Annotated in this window: 3 protein-coding genes; 1 reads left to right on the top strand and 2 read right to left on the bottom strand. The window is 72.1% G+C overall.

Annotation, left to right across the window (positions count from 1 at the left end; translation table 11 throughout):
* The first annotated feature begins 45 nt into the window (after positions 1–45).
* Positions 46–1122: an iron-siderophore ABC transporter substrate-binding protein gene (locus ACGFY9_RS13135; RefSeq protein ID WP_393753797.1), complete on the top strand. Its 1077-nt coding sequence runs from the start codon at positions 46–48 to the stop codon at positions 1120–1122.
* 64 nt (positions 1123–1186) lie between these two features.
* Here the strand turns inward: ACGFY9_RS13135 and ACGFY9_RS13140 are convergent, their stop codons facing one another.
* Entirely contained in the window at positions 1187–1396 is a 210-nt protein-coding gene (locus tag ACGFY9_RS13140) for an MbtH family protein (RefSeq protein ID WP_393753798.1), read from the bottom strand.
* Between the two features lie 77 nt (positions 1397–1473).
* Complete coding sequence (locus ACGFY9_RS13145) at positions 1474–23562, bottom strand: non-ribosomal peptide synthase/polyketide synthase (protein WP_393753799.1); 22089 nt, start codon at positions 23560–23562, stop codon at positions 1474–1476.
* Positions 23563–23648: the final 86 nt, after the last annotated feature.

Here is a 23648-nt window from a genome sequence, read left to right on the forward strand (position 1 = left end):
GTCACCCCCCGCCGACCCCACCGCGACGAACAGAAGGATCATCCGATGCCCCGCGCCACCAGAGCTTCACGGCTGTCCGGCCTGCTCGCCTCCGTACTCCTGCTGGCCGTCACGGCGGTCGGCTGCGGTTCCTCCGACTCCGGCTCCACGTCGTCCAGTTCGAACACGTCGGGCTCGGGGGCGAAGGCCTCCGCGGACGCGTTCCCCGTGACGATCGCCCACAAGTTCGGCAGTACGACGATCAAGTCCGAGCCCAAGCGCATCGTCACCGTCGGTCTCACCGACCAGGACGCGGTCCTAGCCCTGGGCACGGTGCCGGTCGGCACGACCGAGTGGCTCGGCGGCTACAAGGGCGCGATCGGCCCTTGGGCGAAGGACAAGTTGGGCAGCGCGGCGGCGCCGACCGTCCTCAAGGACACCGGTACCGGTCCTCAGGTGGAGAAGATCGCCGCCCTGAAGCCGGATCTGATCCTCGCGGTCTACTCGGGTCTGACGAAGGCGCAGTACCAGAGCCTGTCGCAGTTCGCACCGGTCGTCGCCCAGCCCAAGCAGTACAACGACTACGGCGTGCCGTGGCAGCAGCAGACCGAGGAGATCGGCAAGGCGATGGGCAAGGCCGCCGAGGCCAAGACCCTGGTGTCGGGCGTCGAGGCCAGGTTCGCGGCGGCCAAGAAGGCCAACCCCGGCTTCGCCGGGGCGTCGGCCGTCATGGCGACCCCGTACGAGGGCGTGTTCGTCTACGGCAGCCAGGACCCGCGCTCCCGCCTCCTCTCGGACCTGGGCTTCTCGCTCCCGAAGGACCTCGACAAGGTCATCGGTGACACGTTCGGCGCGAACATCAGCAAGGAGCGCTACGACCTCCTCGACCAGAAAGTCGCCGTTTGGATCGTGCCGGACACCACCACGGCCGTCACCAAGCTGCACAGCGACAAGATCTACGGCGACCTGAACGTGGTCAAGCAGGGCCGCGAGGTCTTCATCAAGGAGACCAGCGACTACGGCAACGCGGTATCCCTGTCCACCGTGTTGAGCATCCCCTACGTCCTGGACCGCATGGTGCCGCAGCTCGCGGCGGCGGTGGACGGCAAGACGTCGACGAAGGTGGAGCAGCCGGCGTCCTGAACCACGGGAACGTGAAAGGGGGGGCGGGTCCGAGGTACTTCGGACCCGCCCCCCTTTCGTGTGCTCAGCCCCCGTCGGCCTCGACCAGGCTCTTCGGCCTCATGTCCGTCCAGTTGGCCTCGATGTGGTCGAGGCACTCCTGCCGCGCGGCCGGTCCGTACGCGACCGTCCAGCCCGCCGGTACGTCCACGAAATCGGGCCAAAGGCTGTGCTGGCCCTCGTCGTTGACGAGGACGGAGTAGACGCCTTCGGGGTTCTCGAACGGGTTGCTCATGTCGGGGGTTCCTTGCCTCTCTGAATGCGGTCGGGTGGGTGAGTGCGGTTCGGTCAGGTCTTGTTCGGGGGCCTGTCTCAGGGCTTGTCGAGTACGGCCGCTCGTCGTACGACCGCCTCCAGCGCCCGGAACCAGGTGCGGGCCAGGTCCCGCACCTGTTCCTCGGTGAGGAGTTCGGCGGCGTACGCCCAGTGGGCGCTCAACTCCGGTCCCTCGGGGCGGTCTTCGGTGATGGCGTTGAGGGTCAGGGCGTGGGACATCGGCTGACCGGGGTCGGCGTCGAGGTCGGCGTCGTCGTCCTCGGGGGCGTAGGACCAGTCGGCCGCCGCCGGACGGTCGAAGCGGCCCATGTAGTTGAACTCGATCTGTGGCTCGCCGAGTCGGGCGAGCCGTGCGCCCGTCTCCGGGTTGAGGTGGCGCAGCAGACCGTGTCCGATACCGGCGGTGGGCAGCGCGGTGAGGTGCTCGCGGACGCGGGCCAGGGCCGTGTCCAGCGCGGGTCCGCCCGTGAAGGCGTCCGCCAAGTCGGCCTTACCCGGGTCGAGCCGTACGGGTACGACGCTGGTGAACCAGCCGACCGTACGGGACAGGTCGGCGTCGCCCGCGAGTCGCTCCTCGCGGCCGTGCCCCTCCACGTCCACCAACACTGGCCCTCCGCCCGGCTGTTCGGCACCCAGGATGCGGGTCCGCCAGTCACCGACTGCCAGTGCGAACGCGGTGAGCAGCACGTCGTTGACCGTCGCTCCGAACGCGGCCGGGGCCCGGCTCAGCAGGGGTCCGGTGACATCGGTGGGCAAGGACAGGGAGACATACCGGGTCGCGGCGACCGTGTCCCGGGCCGGGTCGAGCGGGCGGGCCAGCGGGAGTTCGGCGCCCTCGGCGAGAGCGGAGGTCCACCACGGCAGTTCGTCCTCGGTGGCCGGGTCGGTCGCGCGGGTTCCGAGGAGCCGGGACCAGCGGCCGAACGACAGCTCCACGGGGGCGAGTTCGGGCGTACGGCCACCCCTGACCGCCGCCCAGGCGGTGGCGAGGTCGGGGAGCAGGACGCGCCAGGAGACGCCGTCGATCACCAAGTGGTGGACGAGGACGAGGAGTCGGCCGGGCTGTCCGGGGCCTGCGTCGAACCAGACCGCCCGCACCATCGCGCCCCCGTCCGGGTCGAGCCCGGCCCGGGCCGTTTCGGCGTGGCGGGAGATGGCGGCGCGCAGTGCGTCGTCGTCCGCCCCGCGCACGTCGGCGCGGGTGAGCCAGGTGCTGACGTCGGTGTCCCGTGCGGCCGGCACCCGCAGCAACCACTCGGGCTCGCGGACGAGTTGGGCCCGCAGCATGTCGTGCCGGTCTGCGAGCGCCTTGAGCACGGTCAGCAGGCCGGGTTCGGTCAGGTCGGCCGGGGTCTGGACCAGAGCCGCCTGGTGGTAGGCGGCGATGGGGCCGCCGCGCTCCAGCAGGCCGCGCATGATCGGGGTGAGCGGGACGGTGCCGGTACCGTCGTCGTGGACGGTGTTCCGTTCGTGGGTGCCGAGCGGGACGGCAACGGCCGCGAGGGCGGCGACAGTTCGGTGCTGGAAGACCTGCCGGGGCGTGACCCGCAGGCCACCGGCGCGGGCCCGGGCGACCAGTTGCATGGCGACGATGCTGTCACCGCCGAAGGTGAAGAAGTCGTCGTCCGTGCCGACGGCCTCGGCAGGCAGTCCGAGGGCGTCCGCGAACAGGTCGCGGAGGGTGCGCTCGGTGTCGCTCGAAGGGGCCCGGCCGGCGCCGCCCTGAGCGGTGAAATCCGGTGCGGGCAGGGCGGATCGGTCGAGCTTGCCGTTGGACAGCAGTGGCAGCCGGTCGAGGACGACCACGGCGGCCGGGACCATGTAGTCGGGCAGCGTGGCGGCGGCGTGGGCGCGCAGTTCGGCCCCGTCCGCCTCGCGGGCGACCGCGTAGGCGATCAACTGCCGTACGCCGGGGCGGTGTTCACGCGCGACGACGACGGTCTGCGCGACGGCCGGGTGGGTGTCCAACGCGGCCTCGATCTCGGCGAGTTCGATGCGGTAGCCGCGGATCTTGACCTGGTCGTCGGTGCGGCCTGCGAACTCCAGCCGGCCGTCCTCGGTCCAGCGGGCCATGTCGCCGGTGCGGTACATGCGCTCGCCGGGCTTGGTGGCGTACGGGTCGGCGACGAAGCGTTCGGCGGTGAGTTCGGGCCGGCCGAGGTAACCGCGGGCCAGGCCAGGGCCTGAGAGGTACAACTCCCCTGTGACGCCGGGCGGTACGGGGCGCAGGGCGGTGTCGAGGACGTAGGCGCGGGACTCGTGGACCGGGCGTCCGACGACCGGGGTGGCGCTGTCGCGGACCCGGCCGACGAGCGCGTCGACGGTGGCCTCGGTGGGGCCGTACAGGTTGAACGCCTCTGTGTCCGACAGGGCGGCCAGCCGTGTCCACAGCGACTCGGGTACGGCCTCGCCGCCGAAGCCGACCACCGAGAGCGGGCAGTCGCCCTCGTCCCCGATCAGCTCGCTGTCCGCCATCTGCGCGAGCAGCGAGGGAGTGACCTCGATGAAGTCGATGCCCCGGTCGCGGATGAACGCGGCGAGGAGTTCGGGGTCGCGCCGGGTCTCGTCGTCGGCGATGTGCAGCGCGTGCCCGTCCAGCAGCCACAACTGCGGTTGCCAGGACGCGTCGAAGGCGAACGACCAGGCGTGCCCGACGCGCAGGCGCCGCAGGCCGGTGCGCCGCTTGGCGACCTCGTGCAGGTCGTGGCGGTGGCTGTGGAAGAGGTTGGCGATGCCTCGCTGGGTGACGACGACGCCCTTGGGGCGGCCGGTGGAGCCGGAGGTGTAGATGACGTAGGCGGGGTGGTCGGGTCCGGGGGCGACGGGTTCGGCCTCCGGCAGTCCGTCGGTCGGGGCGTCAAGTCGCAGTACGGGCACGGTGGTTGGGGGCAGCGTGGCGGCCGTCTCCACAGTGGCCAGGATGAGCACGGGGCGGGCGTCGTCGAGCATGCCGGTGAGGCGTGACTCGGGGAGGTCCGGGTCGAGGGGCAGATAGGCGGCGCCCGCCTTCATCACGGCGAGGATCGCGGCGATGTGGTCGGCGGTGCGGGGCAGCGCGAGGGCCACGATCCGCTCGGGTCCGACGCCGTGCCCTGCGAGGACGCGGGCCAACTGGTCCGTGCGGGCGTCGAGTTCGGCGAACGTCCACGTCGTACGGCCGTCGGTGACGGCGACCGCGCCGGGGTCGGCGGCGGCCTGCGCGACGAACAACGCCGGTACGGTGCCGAGCCGTTCGGTCTCCGGCGCGGGCAACGCGGTGTTGTTCCAGGACTCCAGGACCGTGTGCCGCTCGGCGGAATCGAGCAGGTCGAGCCGGCCGACGGGAAGGTCGGGGTCGGCAGCCATGCCGTCGAGCAGGGCGGTCAGGGCGTCCGTGATCCGTCGCACGACGGCCGGTTGGAAGAGGTCGGGCCTGAACTCGGCGGTGAGCCGCAGCCGTTCGGCGGGCTCGACCGCCCACGCGAACGGGTAGTGGGTGGAGTCCTCGTGGTCGCGCACGGTGACGCGCGGTCCGTCGCCGCCCTCTTCGTCGTCGGCGACCGGGTACGACTCGAACACCACGAGGGTGTCGAAGAGTTCGCCGAGTCCGGCGGCCCGCTGGATGTCGGCGAGGCCGAGGTGCTGGTGGGCGATGAGCCGGGACTGCTCGTCCTGGAGGCGGGCCAGCAGCGCGGCCGTGCTCTCCTCCGGGCGGACCCGGACCCGTACAGGGACGGTGTTGATGAACAGGCCGACCATCGACTCCGCGCCGGTGAGTTCGGGCGAACGACCGGCGACGGTGGCACCGAACACCACGTCGTCCCGGCCGGTGAGCCGCCCGAGCAGCACGCCCCAGGCGGCCTGGACAAGGGTGTTGACGGTGACGCCCTGCCGGCGCGCGAACGCCTCCAGCTCCGTCGTGCGGTCCGGGTCCAACTCCACGGTGTGGGTGCTCGGTACGACGGCGGCACGGTCGGAGTCGACGGGCGCGAGGCGCGTCGGCTCCGCCAGTCCGCCGAGGGCCTCGGCCCACGCGGCGGTGGACACGGCCGGGTCCTGGGCGGCCAGCAGCCGCAGGTGCTCGCGGTACGGAGCGGGAGCGGGGGGCCTACGGCCCTCGTAGCGCGCCCACAGTTCGGCGGTGAGCAGCGGCAACGACCAGCCGTCCAGCAGGAGATGCTGGTGCGAGAGCACGAGCCGGTGCCGGTCCGGACCGAGCCGGGCCAGCAACAGCCGGAGCAGCGGCGGCCGTTCGGGGTCGAACCGGCGCCGTTCCTGTACGAGCAGCCGCTCCCACTCCTCCGGGTCGTCCGTCAGGTCGAGCTGCCGCCAGGGCAGGACGGCCGTGCGCGGTACGACGGCCACGGGCCGCCCGGAGGACAGGTGCCGGAAGCCGCTGCGCAGGTTCTCGTGCGCGTCGAGCACGGACTGGGCCGCGGTGTGCAACCGGTCGGCGTCCAGGGGGCCTTCGAGGTCGTAGGAGACCTGGACGGTGTACACGTCCGGTCCGTCGTCGCCCGAGTCGAGGGCGGCGTGGAAGAGCAGGCCGGCCTGGAGCGGGGAGACGGGCAGGACCTCGGTTCCGGCGGGCAGGGCGGCCAGTTCGGCGCGCTCGTCGTCGGTGAGGTCGAGCAGGATGACGTCGTCGCGCTCGGCGGTGGTGACCGTGGAGGCGGTCACTGTGGCCAGCCCTGCCGCCGACTTGTGGCGGAACACGTCACGCGGGCTGAAGGCGAGTCCGGCGGCGCGAGCCCGGGCGACCAGTTGCATGGCGACGATGCTGTCGCCGCCGAGCGAGAAGAAGTCGTCCTCGACACCGACGCGTTCGAGACCGAGCACGTCCGCGACGAGGGCGCAGAGGGTCTCCTCCAGCGGTGTGCGCGGCCGGGTGTCGGTGACTTCGGCGGCGAAGTCGGGGGCGGGCAGGGCACGGCGGTCGAGCTTGCCGTTGGGGGTGAGCGGGAGGGCGTCGAGCGTGACGACGGCGGCCGGGACCATGTGGTCGGGCAGCGACTGGGCCGTGTGGGCACGGAGTTGAACCGGGTCCGCAGCGCCCTCCGCCACGACGTACGCGACGAGGCGTTCGTCCCGGAGGACGACGGTGGCGTGCGCGACGCTCTCGTGGGCGGCCAACACGCTCTCGATTTCGCCGAGTTCGATACGGAAGCCGCGCAGCTTGACCTGGTCGTCGGCGCGGCCGAGGTACTCCAGTTCACCGTCCCGGGACCAGCGGGCCAGGTCGCCGGTGCGGTACATACGGGCGCCGGGCTCGGTGGCGTACGGGTCGGCGACGAAGCGTTCGGCGGTGAGGGCGGACCGGCCCAGGTAGCCGCGCGCCAACTGGAGGCCCGCCAGATACAGTTCGCCGGCCACGCCGGGCGGTACCGGGCGCAGTCCGGCGTCGAGGACGTAGGTGCGGGTGTTCCACACCGGGCGGCCGATCGGCACGGTGGCCGGGGCGGCGGGGACCTCGTGGGCGGTGACGTCGACGGATGCCTCGGTCGGGCCGTACAGGTTGTGCAGGCGGCTGCCCGGGAGGACCTGGTGGAAGCGGGCGGTCAGCTGGGCGGGCAACGCCTCGCCGCTGCACATGACTTGGAGCAGGCCGGTGCAGCGGGCGGCGGCGGGTTCGTCGAGGAAGGCGCGCAGCATCGACGGCACGAAGTGGGCTGTGGTGATGTGCTGACGCTGGATCAGTTCGGCGAGGTAGACCGGGTCCTGGTGGCCTTCCGGGCGGGCGACGACGAGCGTGGCGCCGGTGATCAGCGGCCAGAAGAACTCCCACACGGATACGTCGAACCCGGCCGGGGTCTTCTGCAGCACCCGGTCGTCGGCGTCGAGGCGGTATGCGTCCTGCATCCACAACAGGCGGTTGGTGATGCCCTGGTGGGGGACGGTGACGCCCTTGGGGCGGCCGGTGGAGCCGGAGGTGTAGATGACGTAGGCGGGGTGGCGGGGGTCATGGGCGGTGGGCAGCGGCGCGTACGCCGGTTGGTCGGGGGCGCCGTCCGCGTCCACCGTGACGGTGGGTACGTCGCTGGCGGGGAGGGTGACGCTCCGGTCGGTGATCAGGCAGACCGGACGGGCGTCGGTGAGTGTGTGGGCGAGCCGTTCGGCGGGGTAGCCGGTGTCGAGGGGCAGGTAGGCGGCGCCCGCGCGGTGGACCGCGAGGAGGGACACCACGAGGGCGAGCGAGCGGGGCAGCGCCACGGCTACGACCGCCTCGGCACGCGCTCCCCGCGCGGCGAGCGCGTGCGCCAACCGTTCGACGCGCAGGTCGAGTTCGGCGTAGGTGAGGACGGTGTCCTCGCACACGACCGCCGTGGCCTCGGGGGTACGGGCGGCCTGGGCGCGGAAGAGTTCCGGGAGGGTGAGGTCGGGGACAGTGCGTGCGGTGTTGTTCCAGTCGGTGAGGACGAGGGAGCGTTCGTCGTCGCGCAGGACGTCGAGTGCGCCGACGCGTCGGTGCGGGTCCGTGGCGACCTGAGCGAGCAGTGACTCAAGCCGCTGGGCGAGGAGTTCGGCGGTCGGCTCGTCGAAGAGGTCGGCGCTGTACTCGATCCAGCACCGCATGCCGTCCTCGCCCCGCTCGACGTAGTCGAAGCTGAGGTCGAACTTGGCGCCCTGCTGACCGAGTTCCTCACGGCGTGCGGTGAGTCCGGGCAGGGCGGGAGTGGCGCCCTCGTCGTCGAGGTGGACGACCATCACCTGGAACAGCGGGTGCCGGGACAGCGAACGGGCCGGGTTCACCGCCTCCACCAGCCGCTCGAAGGGCAGGTCCTGGTGCTCGTAGGCGGCGAGGTCGATGTCCCGGACGCGGGCGAGCAGGTCGGCGAACGTGGGATCACCGGACAGATCGGCGCGCAGGACAAGGGTGTTGACGAAGAAGCCGACGAGGTCTTCGAGGTGTTCGTCGCCCCGACCGGAGATGGGTGCGCCGAGCGGGATGTCGTCCCCCGCGCCGAGCCGGTGCAGCAGCGCGGCCACGGCGGCCTGGGTGACCATGAACATACTCACGCCGTGGCGGCGGGCCAACGCCCGCAACTGTCGGGTCCGTTCGGGGTCGAGGGTCAGTCCGACGGCGCCACCCTGGTGGCTGCTCTCCAGTGGGCGGGGGCGGTCGGTGGGCAGCGCAAGTTCGTCCGGCAGGCCCGCCAAGGTGTCCTGCCAGTAGGCGAGTTGGCGGGACTGGCGGCTGTCCGGGGCGTCGGCGTCACCGAGTGCCTCGCGGTGCCAGAGGGCGTAGTCGGCGTACTGCACGGGCAGCGGGGCCCACTCGGGTGCGTGCCCCTCGCGGCGCGCCTCGTACGCGGTGGCCAGGTCCCGCCACAGCGGGCCGTCGGACCACTGGTCGCCGGCGATGTGGTGCAGCACCAGCAGTAGGACGTGTTCGTCCTCGCTCACCTCGAACACGTGGGCACGCAAGGGGAGTTCACCGTCGACCGCGAAGCCTCGCGCGGCGGCCTCGGCGAGCCCGGCAGCCAGTTCGGTCTCGGTGACGCGCCTGTGGTGGAGGGGCACGGAGGCCTCGTCCAGCACGACCTGGTGGGGACGGCCGTCCCGTTCGGGGAAGACCGTGCGCAGGCTTTCGTGTCGTATGGCGAGGTCGTTCAGGGCGGCGGACAGGGCGTCCCGGTCGAGTGAGCCGGTGAGTCGCCAGGCAGCCGGGATGTTGTACGTGGCTCCAGGGCCCTCGATCCGGTGCAGCAGCCACAGTCGCTGTTGGGCGTAGGAGAGCGGGAGTTCGTCGGGGCGCTCGGCGGGGACGAGCGCGGGCAGTCCGCCGGCTCGGTCGTCGAGGCGGGCCGCGAGGAGGGCCGGCGTGGACGCCTCGAAGACGGTACGGACGGTGAGGTCGGCGCCAAGTACCGTGCGGACGCGGCTGACCAGGCGCATGGCCAGCAGGGAGTGGCCGCCGAGGGTGAAGAAGTCGTCGTCGGCGCCGACGTGTTCGAGGCCGAGGATGTCGCCGAAGAGTCCGGCGAGGATCTCCTCGCGCGGGCTGCGGAGCGGACCCCCCACGCCCGCGTCCGTGCCGGTGACGGTCGTGAAGTCGGGGGCGGGCAGGGCGGCGCGGTCGAGCTTGCCGTTGGGGGTGAGGGGCAGCGCGTCGAGGGTGACGAAGGCGGCGGGGACCATGTGGGCGGGGAGGGCGGCGGAGGTGTGGGCGCGGAGCGCCGTCACGTCGAGCGACCCGGCTGCGGCCGTGCGGGTGCAGGGCGCGGTCACGTCCGCCGGCCCGCCCGCCGCACCGGCGCGAATCGCCGTCGCGTCCTGCGGACCGGCGGCCGCGCGAGCGCGGGTCGCCTCCGCGCTCACCAGTCCGCCGTCCCCGGCCGGGACCACGTACGCCACCAGACTCTGCTCCCGGACCACGACCACGGCGCGCGCGACGGTCGGGTGCGCGGCCAACACGCTCTCGATCTCACCGGGTTCGACACGGAAGCCGCGTACCTTCACCTGGTCGTCTGTGCGGCCCAGGTACTCGATCGTGCCGTCGGCGTTCCAGCGGGCCAGGTCGCCGGTGCGGTACATACGGGTGCCCGGGGCGCCGTACGGGTCGGCGACGAACCGCTCGGCGGTCAGGCCGGGCCGGTCGAGGTAGCCGCGCGCGAGCTGGATGCCCGCGAGGTACAACTCGCCCGGGACGCCGGGCGGTACGGGGCGCAGGCCGGCGTCGAGGACGTAGATGCGGGTGTTCCACACCGGGCGGCCGATCGGAACGCTCGTCGCGTCGGGTCCGATCTCTACGGCAGTCACGTCGACCGAGGCCTCGGTCGGGCCGTAGAGGTTGTGGAGTTCGGCGGTGGTCAGGACGTCGTGGAAGCGGTGGGTGAGGGCGACGGGCAGGGCCTCGCCGCTGCACATCACTCGGCGCAGGCCGGTGCAGTCGGCCGCGGCCGGTTCCTCCAGGAAGAGTTGGAGCATGGAGGGCACGAAGTGGACGGTGGTGACGCCCTGTTCGCGGATCAGCCCAGCCAAGTAGGCCGGGTCACGGTGGCCTTCGGGCCGGGCGACGACCAGCGTGGCGCCGGTGATCAGCGGCCAGAAGAACTCCCACACCGACACGTCGAAGCTGGACGGCGTCTTCTGGAGCACCCGGTCGGCTGCCGTCAGGCCGTACGCGTCCTGCATCCAGAGCAACCGGTTGCCGATGCCCTCGTGCGGGACGACGACGCCCTTGGGACGGCCGGTGGAACCCGACGTGTAGATGACGTACGCGGGGCTCGACGGGTCGTAGGACGTGGGGAGTTGGCCCTCGGGACCGGTCGGCAGCGTGTCGCGGATGACGTATACGGGGCGGGCGTCCTCGACCATCAGGGCGAGGCGGTCCTCCGGGTAGTCCGGGTCGAGGGGGAGGTAGGCGGCTCCGGCTCGGTGTACGGCGAGGAGGGCGACGACGAGTTCGAGTGAGCGCGGGAGGGCTACGGCCACCGTCCGTTCGGGGCCCGCACCGAGTGCTGCCAACACCCTTGCCGTGCGCTCGACTTGGGCGTCCAGCTCCGCGTATGTCAGCTCCTGCCCCTCAAAGACGAGTGCCGTGGCGTCGGGGGTGCGGGCCGCCTGGGCGCGGAAGAGTTCCGGGAGGGTGGTGGCCGGGACGACGTGCTCGGTGTCGTTCCACTCCCCCAGGACCAGCGCGCGTTCGGCGCCCGCCAGAAGGTCGAAGTCCCTTACGGCGCGGTCGGGTTCGGCCGCCGCGTGGTCCAGCAGGCGTGCCATGCGACCGGCGATTCGCTCGGCGGTGCCGTGATCGAAGAGGTCGGTCGCGTACTCCAGGAGCAGGACCACCCGGTCGCTGCCCGTCTCGTCGACGAAGGTGAAGTGCAGGTCGAACTTCGCCATACCGGTGTCCATGTCGAACCACTCGGTCGCGAGGCCGAGCACGTCCGGGTCACCGTCGGGGCGGTGGTGGTAGCCGATCATCACCTGGAAGAGCGGGTTGCGGCCGGCCACGCGGGGCGGGTTGAGGGCCTCGACGACCCGGTCGAAGGGCAGGTCCTGGTACTCGAAGGCGGCGAGGGACGACTCCCTTACCCGGCCCAGGAGTTCGCGGAAGGTCAGCTCGTCGCCGGACACATCCGTGCGCAGCACCAGGGTGTTGACGAAGAAGCCCACCAGGTCGGCGAGCGCCTCGTCGGTGCGACCGGCGATGGGGGCGCCGAGCGGGATGTCGTCGCCGGCGCCGAGCCGGTTCAGGAGCGCGGCGGTGGCCGCCTGGAACAGCATGAACATGCTGGTGCCGGTCGCGCCGGAGAGGTCGCGCAGGGCGTGGCCGGTGGCCGTGGGCAGTTCCAGGCGGACCTTGCCGCCGTGGCCGGTCGGTTCGGCGGGGCGCGGTCGGTCGGTGGGCAGGGCGAGTTCGTCCGGAAGGCCACGCAACGCGTGGGCCCAGTGGGCGAGTTGGGCCTCGCCGGTGCGTGCCAGCAGGTCGTCCTGCCAGAGGGTGTAGTCGGCGTACTGCACCGGCAGCGGGGCCCACTCGGGTACACGACCCTCGCGGCGGGCCGCGTAGGCGGTGTCGAGGTCGGCGAGGAAGGGACGGTCGGACCACTCGTCGGTGGTGATGTGGTGCAGAACGACGGCCATCACGTGCTCGTCCGGGCCGAGCCTGAACACCTCGCAGCGCAATGGGAGTTCGGTGGTCAGGTCGAAGGGGCGGCGCTGGGCGGACTCGATCAGCGCGGGCAGTTCGTGCTCGGTGCAGTCGACGGCCGTGAAGACGGGATGGGCGTCGGCGGCCGGGACGATCCGCTGGTACGGCTCGCCCTCGTGCGTCGGGAAGACGGTCCGCAGCGCCTCGTGGCGTCCGGCGACATCCCGCAGGGCGGCAGACAGCGCTTCCGTGTCGAGGGCGCCGCGCAGTCGGAAGACCAGCGGGAAGTTGTAGGCGACTCCGCTGCCGGTGATCTCCTCGACGAGCAACAGCCGTCGCTGGGCGGCCGCAAGCGGGATGCGGGCGGGCCGGTCGGTGACGGGAGTGACCGCCGGGCGGGCCGGGCTCGCCGTGTCCGCACGGCCCGCGAGGAGGGCGGGTGTGGGTGCCTCGAAGAGGTCGCGGATGGCGAGTTCGGCGCCCAGTTCGGTGCGGGCGCGGCTGACCAGGCGGGTGGCGAGGAGTGAATGGCCGCCCAGGTCGAAGAAGTTGTCCTCGGCGCCGACCTCGGGGAGTCCCAGCACCTCGGCGAACAGGCGGCAGAGCACCTCTTCCCGCGGGGTGCGCGGGCCGCGTCCGCCGCCGAGGGCGACGGCGGGTTCGGCGTCGGGCAGGGCGCGGACGTCGAGCTTGCCGTTGGCGTTCATGGGCAGGCCGTCGACGGTGACGAAGGCCGACGGGACCATGTAGTCGGGCAGTTCACGGCCCAGGTCCTCGCGCAGCCGCCGCACCAACGCGCTCGCCTCACGGGCGGCGGTGGGGTCATTGGCGTAGGGGCGCGTACCGCCGCCGGGCCTGAACAGCCCGCCGGTCAGACGCGGTTCGGCGGACTTCAGGAAGACGGCGTCGTACGTGCCCTCCTGCTCCGACCAGGTCGTCAGCACCCGGTATCCGGCCGCCGTACCGAGTTCGTGCAGGTGCTCGGGGTCGACACCGGCCTCCGTCGTGCGGCCGTCGGGGATGCCGGTGAAACGGAGCGCCTCGGGGCGTTCGCCGCGCGGGCGTTCGGTGATGGCGCCGGTCGCGGTCCAGCCACCGCGCAGGAGTTCACCGATCGCCTCGGCCGACGACCAGTCGCCGCGCAGGAGTTCGCCGATGGTGTTGCCGGTGGCCCAGTCGACGGACGGAGTGTTGTCCAGGCGTACGTCCGGTTCGTCGGCGTAGAGGACGACGTCGTAGCGGTGGCGGGACAGTTCGTTGTGGTGGTGGGCGCGCTTGGTGCGCAGGTCGACGCCGTAGCCGAGGGTGGTGAAGTAGTCGGGGTCCACGAGGAGTTCCTTCTCCAGGCGCAGGCCGCGTTCCACCGCCCGCTCCAGGTCCGCCTCTGCGGTGCCCCGGGTGCGCTGGATCTCGGTGTGGAAGGTGCCGGCGAGGCGCAGGTTGCGGACGTCGCCGACGAACAGGGCGCCGCCGGGCGCGAGTAGCTCCATCGCGCCGTGCAGTACGGCGGTCAGGTGGTCGATGCTCGGGAAGTACTGGATGACGGAGTTGATGACGATCGTGTCGAAGTAGGCGAACGGCAGACCGCTCAGGTCCTCGGCGGGGCGGCAGCGCAGTTCGACCTTGGAGGCGAGGGCCGGGTCGCGCCGTACTTCCTCGCCGATCTTGCGAATGACGGGCGCGGCGAAGTCGGTTGCCCAGTACGCCTCCGCGTCGGGGGCGAGCCGGGACAGCAACAAGCCTGATCCGACGCCGATTTCGAGGATGCGGCGGGGCTTGAGGGCGCCGATGCGGGCGAGGGTGGCCTCGCGCCACTCGTGCATCTCCTCGAAGGGGATGGGCTGTCCGTCGTAGGAGCTGTCCCAGCCGTCGTACTGCTCGGTGAAGACGGCGGTGCCGATCTCCTCGTACTCGTCGGAGTAGATCTCCTGCCACTCCCCCACCTGCGCGGCCTCGGCGGCGGTGCGTTCGGCCGAGTCGGCGCCGGAGGGGACGACGTAGCCGACGAGGCGTTCGTCGCGGACGACGACGGCGGCCTGGGCGACCAACGGGTGGCGGCTGAGGGCGGTTTCGATCTCGCCGGGTTCGATGCGATAGCCGCGGATCTTGACCTGGTCGTCGGTGCGGCCGAGGAAGTCGAGGTTGCCGTCGGGGTTGCGGCGCACCAAATCGCCGGTGCGGTACATGCGTTCGCCGGGCTCGCCGAACGGGTCGGCGACGAAGCGTTCGGCGGTCAGCGCGGGACGGCCCAAGTAGCCGCGGGCCAGGCCGATTCCGGCGATGTACAGCTCGCCGGAGACACCGTCGGGCACCGGACGCAGCCAGGCGTCGAGGATGTGGGCGCGGGTGCCGCGGATGGGCTTGCCGACGGTCGGGGTGTCGCTGTCGAGGGTGCCGCCGCCGAGGGTGTTGATGGTGTACTCGGTCGGCCCGTAGAGGTTGTAGCCGTACGTGCCCTCGGTGTCGCGCAGTGCCGTCCACACAATCTCCGGGACGGCCTCACCGCCGAGGAGTACGAGTGGTGGGACGTGGCCTTCCAGCAGGCCCTGCTCGATCAACAGCCGCGCATACGTGGGCGTGACGTTGACGACGTCGACGCGGTGCTGCTCGCAGTAGGCGACCAGCGCCTCGGCGTCACGCCTCAACTCCTCGTCGCAGACGTGCACTTCGTGGCCTTCGACCAGCCAGAGCAGTTCCTCCCACGACATGTCGAAGGCGAAGGACACGGTGTGCGCGATGCGCAGGCGCCGCCCGCCGGCGGAGGCGATGGCGGGCTCGAAGATCTCCTTCTGGTGGTTCAACTGCATGTTCGTCAGGCCCCGGTAGGGGGTGACGACACCCTTGGGGCGGCCGGTGGAGCCGGAGGTGTAGATGACGTAGGCGGGGTGTTCGAGGCTGAAGCGCCGCCGGACCGGAGCATCCGACTGACCCGCCAACTCCCCCTTGGTTTCGGGGTCGTCGAGCAGGACGCGGGTCATCTCGCCGTCCAGCGTGGCCGATACGGCCGTGGTGCTGAGCAGCAGGAGAGGGCGGGCGTCGGCCAGCATCAGGGAGAGGCGGTCGGCCGGGTGGTCCAACTCCAGGGGGAGGTAGGCCGCTCCGGTGCGCAGGACCGCGAAGAGGGCGACCACCATGTCGAGGGAGCGCGGCAGGGCGAGGGCGACGACCTTCTCGGGGCCGGCGCCCCGGTCGATCAGCAGGCGGGCCATCCGGTTGACGGCGGCGTCGAGTTCGGCGTACGTCATGCCGCGCTCGCCGAAGACGAGGGCCCGTTCGTCCGGGGTGCGTTCGGCCTGCGCGGCCAGCAGGTCGGCGATGGTGTCCTCGGGATCCGGGACACGGCTGGCGGCCGACTCCCGCCGCAGCGCCTCGTGTTCGGCGGGCAGGAGCGGGTCGAGGGAGCCGACCGGTGCCGTGAGGTCGGCGGTGAGGCGGTCGACGAGGAGCGCGAAGCGGTCGAGGAGGGCCTGGGCGCGGTCGGTCGGGACGAGGTCGGGGCGGTGGGTGAGGGTGACGGCGATCTCGCGGCCGGGGGTGATGACGAGGTTGGCCGGGTAGTGCGTGGCGTCGACGTTGGCGACGGCCGTGGCGCCGTGCCGGGTCTTCAGGTCCGCCAGCCGCTCCTCGGTGTCGCTGTTCCGCAGCACGAACAGCGTGTCGAAGAGCTTGCGGTGGCCGGTCTCGGCCTGGAGCACGCCGAGGCTCAAGTGCTCGTACGGCATGAGGTCAAGGCGTTCGCCCTGGATGCGGCGGAGCAGGTCGAGGACCGGCTCGGCGGGGTCGAGGGCGATACGGGTCGGGACCGTGTTGAGGAACAGGCCGATGATGTTGCCGACGTCCGGGACCTCGCTCGGCCGGCCGGCGACGGTCGTACCGAACACGACGTCGGCGCGGCCGGTCGCGGAGGCGAGGGTGAGTCCCCAGGCCGCGTTGAGGATCGTGTTGAGGGTCAGGCCGTGGGCAGGGGCCAACTCGCGCAGCCGGTCGCCGAGTTCAGCGGGGAGGATGGTGTCGAGCTGGGCGGGGATGACCGGTTCGAGACCGTCGGTGGCGGTGGGCGCGAGCAGCGTCGGCTCGTCGAGACCGGCGAGCGCGGTGCGCCAGGCGGCCGTGGCGACCGAGTCGTCCTGCTCATCGAGCCAGGTCAGGTAGTCGCGGTAACTGCCGGGTACGGGCAGGGAATTGGCGTCGCCGCCCGTCTCGTAGAGCGCGAACAGTTCGTCGAGGAACAGCCATGCCGACCAGCCGTCCCAGAGGATCAGATGGCGGCCGATGACGAGGCGGTCGCCGCGTTCCGTGCCGAGGCGGAGCAGGAGCAGGCGGAAGAGCGGGGGTGCGGAGAGGTCGAAGCGGCGGTTGCGTTCGGCGTCCGTCAACTCCCGTAGGAGTACGTCCTGTTCGGCGACGGGGAGGAGGGAGAGGTCGACCTCTTCGAGGGGGATGTCCGGGTCCTCGACGATGAACTGCACCGGCTGGTCGAGGCCGTCGCTGGTGAAGCCCGCGCGCAGGCCGGGGTTGCGGTCGAGGAGGGTGCGGACGGCCGCGCGCAGCCGGGTGGTGTCGAGGCGGGTCGCGAAGTCGAAGGTCTCGTGGACGGTGTAGACGTCCAACGCGCCCTCGTCGTACGCCGAGTGGAAGAACAGGCCTTCTTGGAGAGGGGCCAGCGGCCATACGTCGGCGACCTCCGCCGGGGCGGCGACGGCGCGGATGCGGGTGTGCTCGGTCTCAGTGAGGGTGAATGCCTCAACTCGGGGGTTCGGCATGGCCGTTGCGATGCCGGCTGCCGCCGCGAGGGCGGCCGGGGTGCGGTGGGTGAACACGTCGCGCGGGTTCAGGTCCAGGCCGGCCGCGCGGGCCCGGCTGGCGACGCCGATGGAGCTGATGCTGTCGCCGCCGAGGCGGAAGAAGTCGTCGTCCGGTCCCGCGTCCTCGATGCCGAGGACGGCCGCGAAGATCTCGGTGAGCCGTCGCTCCAACGGCCCTGCGGGCGAACGGCGTTCGGCACGCTCTGCCTCGGGGGCGGGCAGTGCGGCCTGGTCCAGCTTGCCGCTCGGGGTGAGCGGGAGGTCGTCGAGGACGACGTACGCCTCCGGGACCAGGGGCGCGGGGAGCGTGTCCGCGAGGGCCGCGCGCAGGTCGGCGGGGTCGAGCGAGGCTCCGAATACCGGCACCGCGTAGGCGACGAGCCGCTGGTCGCGGATGACCACCGCGCCCCGCGCCACACCCCGCACTCGCGTCAACTTGGCCTCGATCTCGCCGAGTTCGACCCGGTTGCCGCGGAGTTTGACCTGGCGGTCGGTGCGGCCGAGGTAGTCGATCGCGCCGTCGGGGCGTCGGCGTACCAGGTCGCCGGTGCGGTACATGCGGGCGCCGGGTTCGGTGGCGTACGGGTCGGCGACGAAGCGGTCGGCGGTGAGTGCGGGGCGTCGGTGGTAGCCGCGGGCCAGCTGGACACCGGTGAGGTACAGCTCGCCGGGGACGCCGTCCGGCACCGGGCGCAGGCACGAATCGAGCACGCGCAGGCCGGTGTTCCACACGGGTCGGCCGATCGGCACGGTGGTGTCGGGCGAGCCGTCGTAGGCGTGGTGACTCACGTCCACGGCAGCCTCGGTGGGGCCGTAGAGGTTGTGCAACGGGACGCCGGTCAGTTCGTGCCAGCGGCGGGCGGCGGACCCGGACAGGGCCTCGCCGCTGCTGAACACGCGGCGCAGGCTGCCCGCCCAGGCGGGGTCGGCGGTGACCTCGTCGGAGGCGAGGAATGCCTCCAGCATCGACGGCACGAAGTGCGTCGTCGTGACGCCCTCGGACCGGATCAGGCGGGACAGATAGGCGGGGTCGCGGTGTCCGTCGGGGGAGGCGAGGACGACTGCGGCGCCCTCGCACAGCGCCCAGAAGAACTCCCACACGCTCACGTCGAAGCTGGACGGCGTCTTCTGCAACACCCGGTCGTCGGCGGTGAGTTCGTACTCGCCCTGCATCCAGGCGAGTCGGTTGCCGATGGCGCGGTGGGTGACGACGACACCCTTGGGGCGGCCGGTGAAGCCGGAGGTGTAGATGAGGTAGGCGGGGTCGTCGGGGCGGGCGGGGTCGGGAACTCCGCCGAACAGGGCCTCTTCGCCCTCCGCGTCCACGCGCAGCACATCCAGGCCTTCGGCCGACGGCAGCCGGTGCGCGTCCCGTTCCGTCGTGACGACCGTCGTCGCCCCCGAGTCGGCCAGCATGTACGCGAGCCGCTCCGCCGGATAGTCCAGGTCGAGGGGCAGATAGGCGGCCCCCGACTTCAGGACACCCAGCAGCGCCACCATCAGCTCCGCCGAGCGGGGTACGGCGACGGCGACGAACCGCTCCCGGCCCGCGCCCTTGGCCCGCAGCCTCGCTGCCAACTCCTCGGCTCGCGCGTCCAGTTCGGCATAGGTGAGCGTGGTCGTGCCGTCGTGGACGACAGCCGTCGCGTCCGGAGTGCGCGCGACCTGCGCGCCGAACGCGGCGGCGAGCGTGGTGGCCGGAACCGGCCGGGTCTCCCCCGCCGGATGCGCGTCCGCCAACTCCTCCGGGGTCAGCAGGTCAAGGTCCGCGACGCGGGCGCCGGGGTCGTCCGCGATCGCGTGCAGGATGAGGGTGAGCCGGTCGGCGAGGGACTGCACGGCGTCGGCGTCGAGGCGCCGGGCGTGGTGCTTGAGGCGCAGGTCGAGGCGGCGGCCGGGCTTGACGATGAGGGCCAGCGGGTAGTGCACGGCATCGTGGAAGGCATGTCCGGCGACGGCGATCGTGCCGGTGGGGTCGGTGATGCCCGTGGCGCCCTCGCCACCGGGGTAGTTCTCGAACACCACGAGGGTGTCGAAGAGTTCACCGTCGCCCGCGTGCCCGGTGGCGCGCTGGATGTCGGCGAGGCCGAGGTGCTGGTGGTCGAGAAGCGCGCTCTGCTCGTCCTGGAGCCGGTCGAGAAGGCCGCCCAGGGTGTCCCTCGGAGCCCAACGCAGGCGGGTGGGCAGGGTGTTGATGAACAGGCCGATCATCGACTCGATGCCGTCGACCGCGGCGTCACGTCCGGCGACCGTGGTGCCGAACAGCACGTCCTCGCGGCCCGTCACACGACCGACGAGCAGACCCCAGGCGCCCTGGACGAGCGTGCCGAGGGTGACTCCGCGCTCCCGGGCACGGGCGGCGAGCCGGGAGGTGACCCGCTCGGTCAACTCGGCGCGGATCTGGGCGGGTTCGACCGGTCCGGCGGGCGCCGGGGTCTCCACCAGTCGGGTGGGCTCGTCGACCCCGGCAAGCGCGGCGCTCCAAGCGGCACGGGCCGCCTCGCGGTCGGCGCCGGCGATGCGGCGGAGATAGCCGCGGTACGGGGCGACTTCAGGAAGGGGCGTCGGGTTCTCGCCGTAGAGGGCGAGGAGTTCGCGGTGCAGGACCGGCAAGGACCAGCCGTCCGCGACGATGTGATGGAACGTCAGGACGAGGCGGCTGCGGTCCTCACCGAAGCGGATGAGGGCGCACCGGATCAGCGGCGGGCGGGCGAGGTCGAAGCGGTGGGCGCGTTCGTCGGCGGCGACTGCCTCGGCGAGGGCGCGGCGGACCGTGGTGTCGTCCTGCGCGGACAAGTCGACCTCGTGCCAGGGCAGTTCGAGGCCGGACGCGATGAGCTGGACCGGGCGGCCGTCGGGCGTCTGACGGAAGCAGGCACGCAGCGGGGCGTGCCGGTCGACGAGCCGTTGGGCGGCCTCGCGCAGCAGGGTGCCGTCGACCGGTCCGGACAGCTCGATGACCTGCTGGACGACATACGCGTCGAGTTCGGCGCCGTCCACCAGCGCGTGGAAGAAGAAGCCCTCCTGGAGCGGGCCGAGAGGCAGTACCTCCTCGACGGTGACGGGGAACTCGCCCTGCGCAGCCGCGAGTTCGTCATCGCTCAGCGGCGCCTGCCACGGGGTGTTCTCCGTGAGGTCGGCCGTACCGGTGCGGGCGACCGTGGCGAGTTCGGCGACCGTACGGTGGCGGAAGACGTCGCGCGGGGTGAGTTCCAGGCCTGCGCGGCGGGCCAGGATGAGGAGTTGGACGGCGACGATGCTGTCGCCGCCGAGTGCGAAGAAGTCGTCGTCGACGCCGACCGAGGGCGCCTTGAGCGCCCGTGCGTACAGGTCGCACAGCAGTTGCTCGCGGGCCGTCTCGGGCGCCCGGCCCGCGCTCAGCAGGCGGGTGAGGTCCGGGACGGGCAGCGCGGCGGCGTCGAGCTTGCCGCTGGGGGTGACGGGCAGCCGGTCCAGCGGCACGAACGCGGCCGGGACCATGTAGTCGGGCAGGTATTCGGTGGCGTGTGTCCGCAGGGTCGACATCAGGGCGTTGACGTTGCGGAAGGGGGCGGGGCGGTTGGTGAGCGGGTGACCGCCGCCGGGGCGGTAGTGGACTGGCGCCCGCCCGTCCCCCTCGGGCGCGAACACGGCGTCCAAACTGCCATCCTCCGCACCCCCGTTCCAGGTCAGTGCCACCTCGTAGCCGTGCCGCGCGGCGACCTCGTACAGGGCCTCCGGATCGACACCGTACGACCCGGCGGCCGGCCTGCTGCTGTCGTCGAGGGCGCCGAGCGCGGCGAGGTCGTCGGCGAGGCGGGAGTTGGGGATACCGGTGATCCGCAACCGGTCCGGACGGCCGGCGAGCAGCTCGTCCAGCGCCTGGACCGAACCGAGCGCGGGCCAGGGCGACTCGGGGATCTCCTCGGAGGCATCCAGCTGGGGTCGAAGAACAACGTCGTAGCGATAGCGGGTGAGTTCGTTGTGGTGCGTGCCACGCTTGACGCGGATGTCGGCGCTGAGGCCGTCGAGGCTCGTGAAGTAGTCCGGGTCGACGAGGAGTTCGCCCTCCCAGGCGACCGCCCGGTCCACGGCGGCGCGCAATGCCTCCTTGTCCGCGCCCGTCTCGTCTCCCTCGTCCCGTACCCGTCCGCTCTCGACGGCCGCGCTCAGGGTGCGGAGCAGTCGCAGGTTGCGTACGTCGCCGACGAACACCGCGCCGCCGGGGGCGAGAAGGGCGGCCGCGTCACGCAGTACGCCCGTGAGGTAGTCCCCACCGGGGAAGTACTGGATGACGGAGTTCACGACGATCGTGTCGAAGTGGCCCTCGGGCAGTCCGGTGAGGTCGTGTGCGGGGCGGGCCAACAGGGTGACGCGGTCGGCGAGTTCGGGGACGCCGGACACCTGGGCGTCCAGGGCGCGTACGGCTTCCTCGGAGAGGTCGGTGCCCCAGTACTCGTCGCAGTCGGAGGCGAGCCGTGACAGCAACAGGCCTGAACCGACACCGATTTCCAGCACCCGCCGGGGTCGTAGCGCGCGGATGCGGTCGAGGGTGGCCTCGCGCCACTCGCGCATGTCGGCGAGCGGGATGGGCAGCCCGTCGTACATGCTGTTCCAGCCGGCGAAGTTCTCCTCGAATCCGTCCGATCCGGCGGCGGAGTAGAGGAGTTCGTGCAGGTCCTTCCATTCGGCCACCCCCTCGTCGGGACTCGGCTCGGCGTCCAGCGAGGGCACGACGTAGGCGGCGAGGCGGCGTTCGCCGGGGCGGTTCTCGCGGACGACGACGGCGGCCTGGTCGACGGACGGGTGGGAGCGCAGGACGGACTCGATCTCGCCGGGCTCGATGCGGAAGCCGCGGATCTTGACCTGGGTGTCGACGCGGCCGTGGAACTCCAGGCGGCCGTCCGCCTTCCAGCGGACCAAGTCGCCGGTGCGGTAAAGGCGTTCGCCGGGTGCGGCGGTCATGTCGGCGGGGGCGGCGACGAAGCGTTCGGCGGTGAGGGCGGGGCGGCCGAGGTAGCCGCGGGCCAGGCCGGCGCCGCCGAGGTAGAGCTCTCCCGTGACACCGGCGGGGACAGGGCGCAGTCGGTCGTCGAGGACGTATGCGCGGGTGCCGGGGTCGGGGATGCCGATGGGCACGATGGTGCCGGCCGGGGTGTCCGGGTCGCACAGACCGAGGGTGGAGTTGGTGGTGGCCTCGGTCGGGCCGTAGGCGTTGAACATCATCCGGCCGCGCGCGTACCGGCCGACCAGCTCGGGCGAGACGCGTTCCGTGCCCGCCAACAGGGTTGCCTTGGGCGGGAGTTGGACGTCCTCGGGCATGGCGGCGAGCAGGGCCGGCGGCAGGATCATGAAGGTGATGCCGTGCTCGTCGGCGTAGTCCGCGAGGGGGGCGCCGGGGACGCGGCGGTCGGCGGGGACGACGACCAGGCGGCCGCCGGAGAGCAGGCCGAGGCAGAGGTCCCAGAACGCGACGTCGAAGCTGGGCGAGGCGAACTGCAGGACCCGGCTGTGCGGGCCGATGCCGAAGCGTTCCTTCTGGGTGGCGACCAGTTTCGCGACGCCCGCGTGGGAAAGGACCGTGCCCTTGGGGCGGCCCGTGGAGCCGGACGTGTAGATGACGTAGGCCGCGTGCGCGGTCGTCAACTCGTCAGCGGTGGACGGGCCTTGGGACGGGTACGCGGTCAGCTCGGCGACCGTCTCCGGGGCGTCGAGGACGAGTGGGTCGAGGTCCGGCGGGAGGTCGGGGGCGATCTCGGCGGTGGTGACGAGGCAGACCGGGCGGGCGTCGGCGAGCATGTACGCGATGCGGTCGGCCGGGTAGTCGGTGTCGACCGGCAGATAGGCGGCGCCCGACTTCAGGACGGCGACCTCGGCGACGATCATGTCGGCCGAGCGCGGTACGGCGAGCGCCACGACCTGCTCGGGACCGGCACCCCGGGCCACCAGGGCGTGCGCCAACTTCGAGGAGCGGGCGTCGAGTTCGGCGTAGGTGAGACGGACGTCCTCGTGGATGAGGGCGATCTCGTGCGGGCGGGCGGCGACCTGGTCGGCGAACATGCGGGGCCAGGTGAGCGCGGAGACGTCGTGCTCGGTGTCGTTCCAGCCGCGCAGGATGCGGTGCCGTTCGTCCGCGCCGAGGAGTTCGAGGTCGGCGACCGGGGTGTCCGGGCGGGCGACGGCGTCGGCGAGGAGGGTTCCGTAGTGGCCGAGGATCAGGTCGACCGTGGCGGGCGAGAAGAGGTCGGTGCGGTAGTCGGCCGACACCTCGCCGTCGGTCACCGTGAGGGCCAGGTCCAGTGGGCCGGTCTCGTCCCAGGGGGCGGGGCCGAAGCCCGTGGCGCACAACAGGCCGCCGCCGCGGAAGGGTTCGGGGGCGAGCAGCCGTAGCAGATCGGTGGTCGGGAGGTGGTGGGCGGCGGCCTCCGCGCGAACGGCCGTGATCTGGTCGCGGAGTTGGGCGAACGGGGTGTCGCCGTCGATCGTGACGCGGAGCGGGAGGCCTTCGTGGGCCACCGCCGTCTCGGTGGCCGTGGTGCCGCCGTAGCGGTGCAACAGGGCGACGAAGGCGGTCAGTTGGGTGGCCTCGTCGGCTGTCACGGCGAGGACGGTCGCGCGTCGTGCGCGGGGCGCCGTGCCGTCCTGGCGCGGCGGACGGGGGAAGTCCAGCGGCAGGGACGTCTCCGGTACCGGTGACGCGAACCGCCGTCGCCAGAAGTCGTTCGTCTCCGTTGCCCGTGCGGAAGAAAGCGTGTTGCCCGCCACAGCTGCCCGTGCCTCCCCATGCGTATGGAACGGCTCAGCGGAGCCGCGACCGCTCGCATAGTAAGGTAAGCATTGCCTTACTTGAT

This window comes from Streptomyces sp. NPDC048504 (assembly GCF_043200035.1).
Classification (GTDB): domain Bacteria; phylum Actinomycetota; class Actinomycetes; order Streptomycetales; family Streptomycetaceae; genus Streptomyces.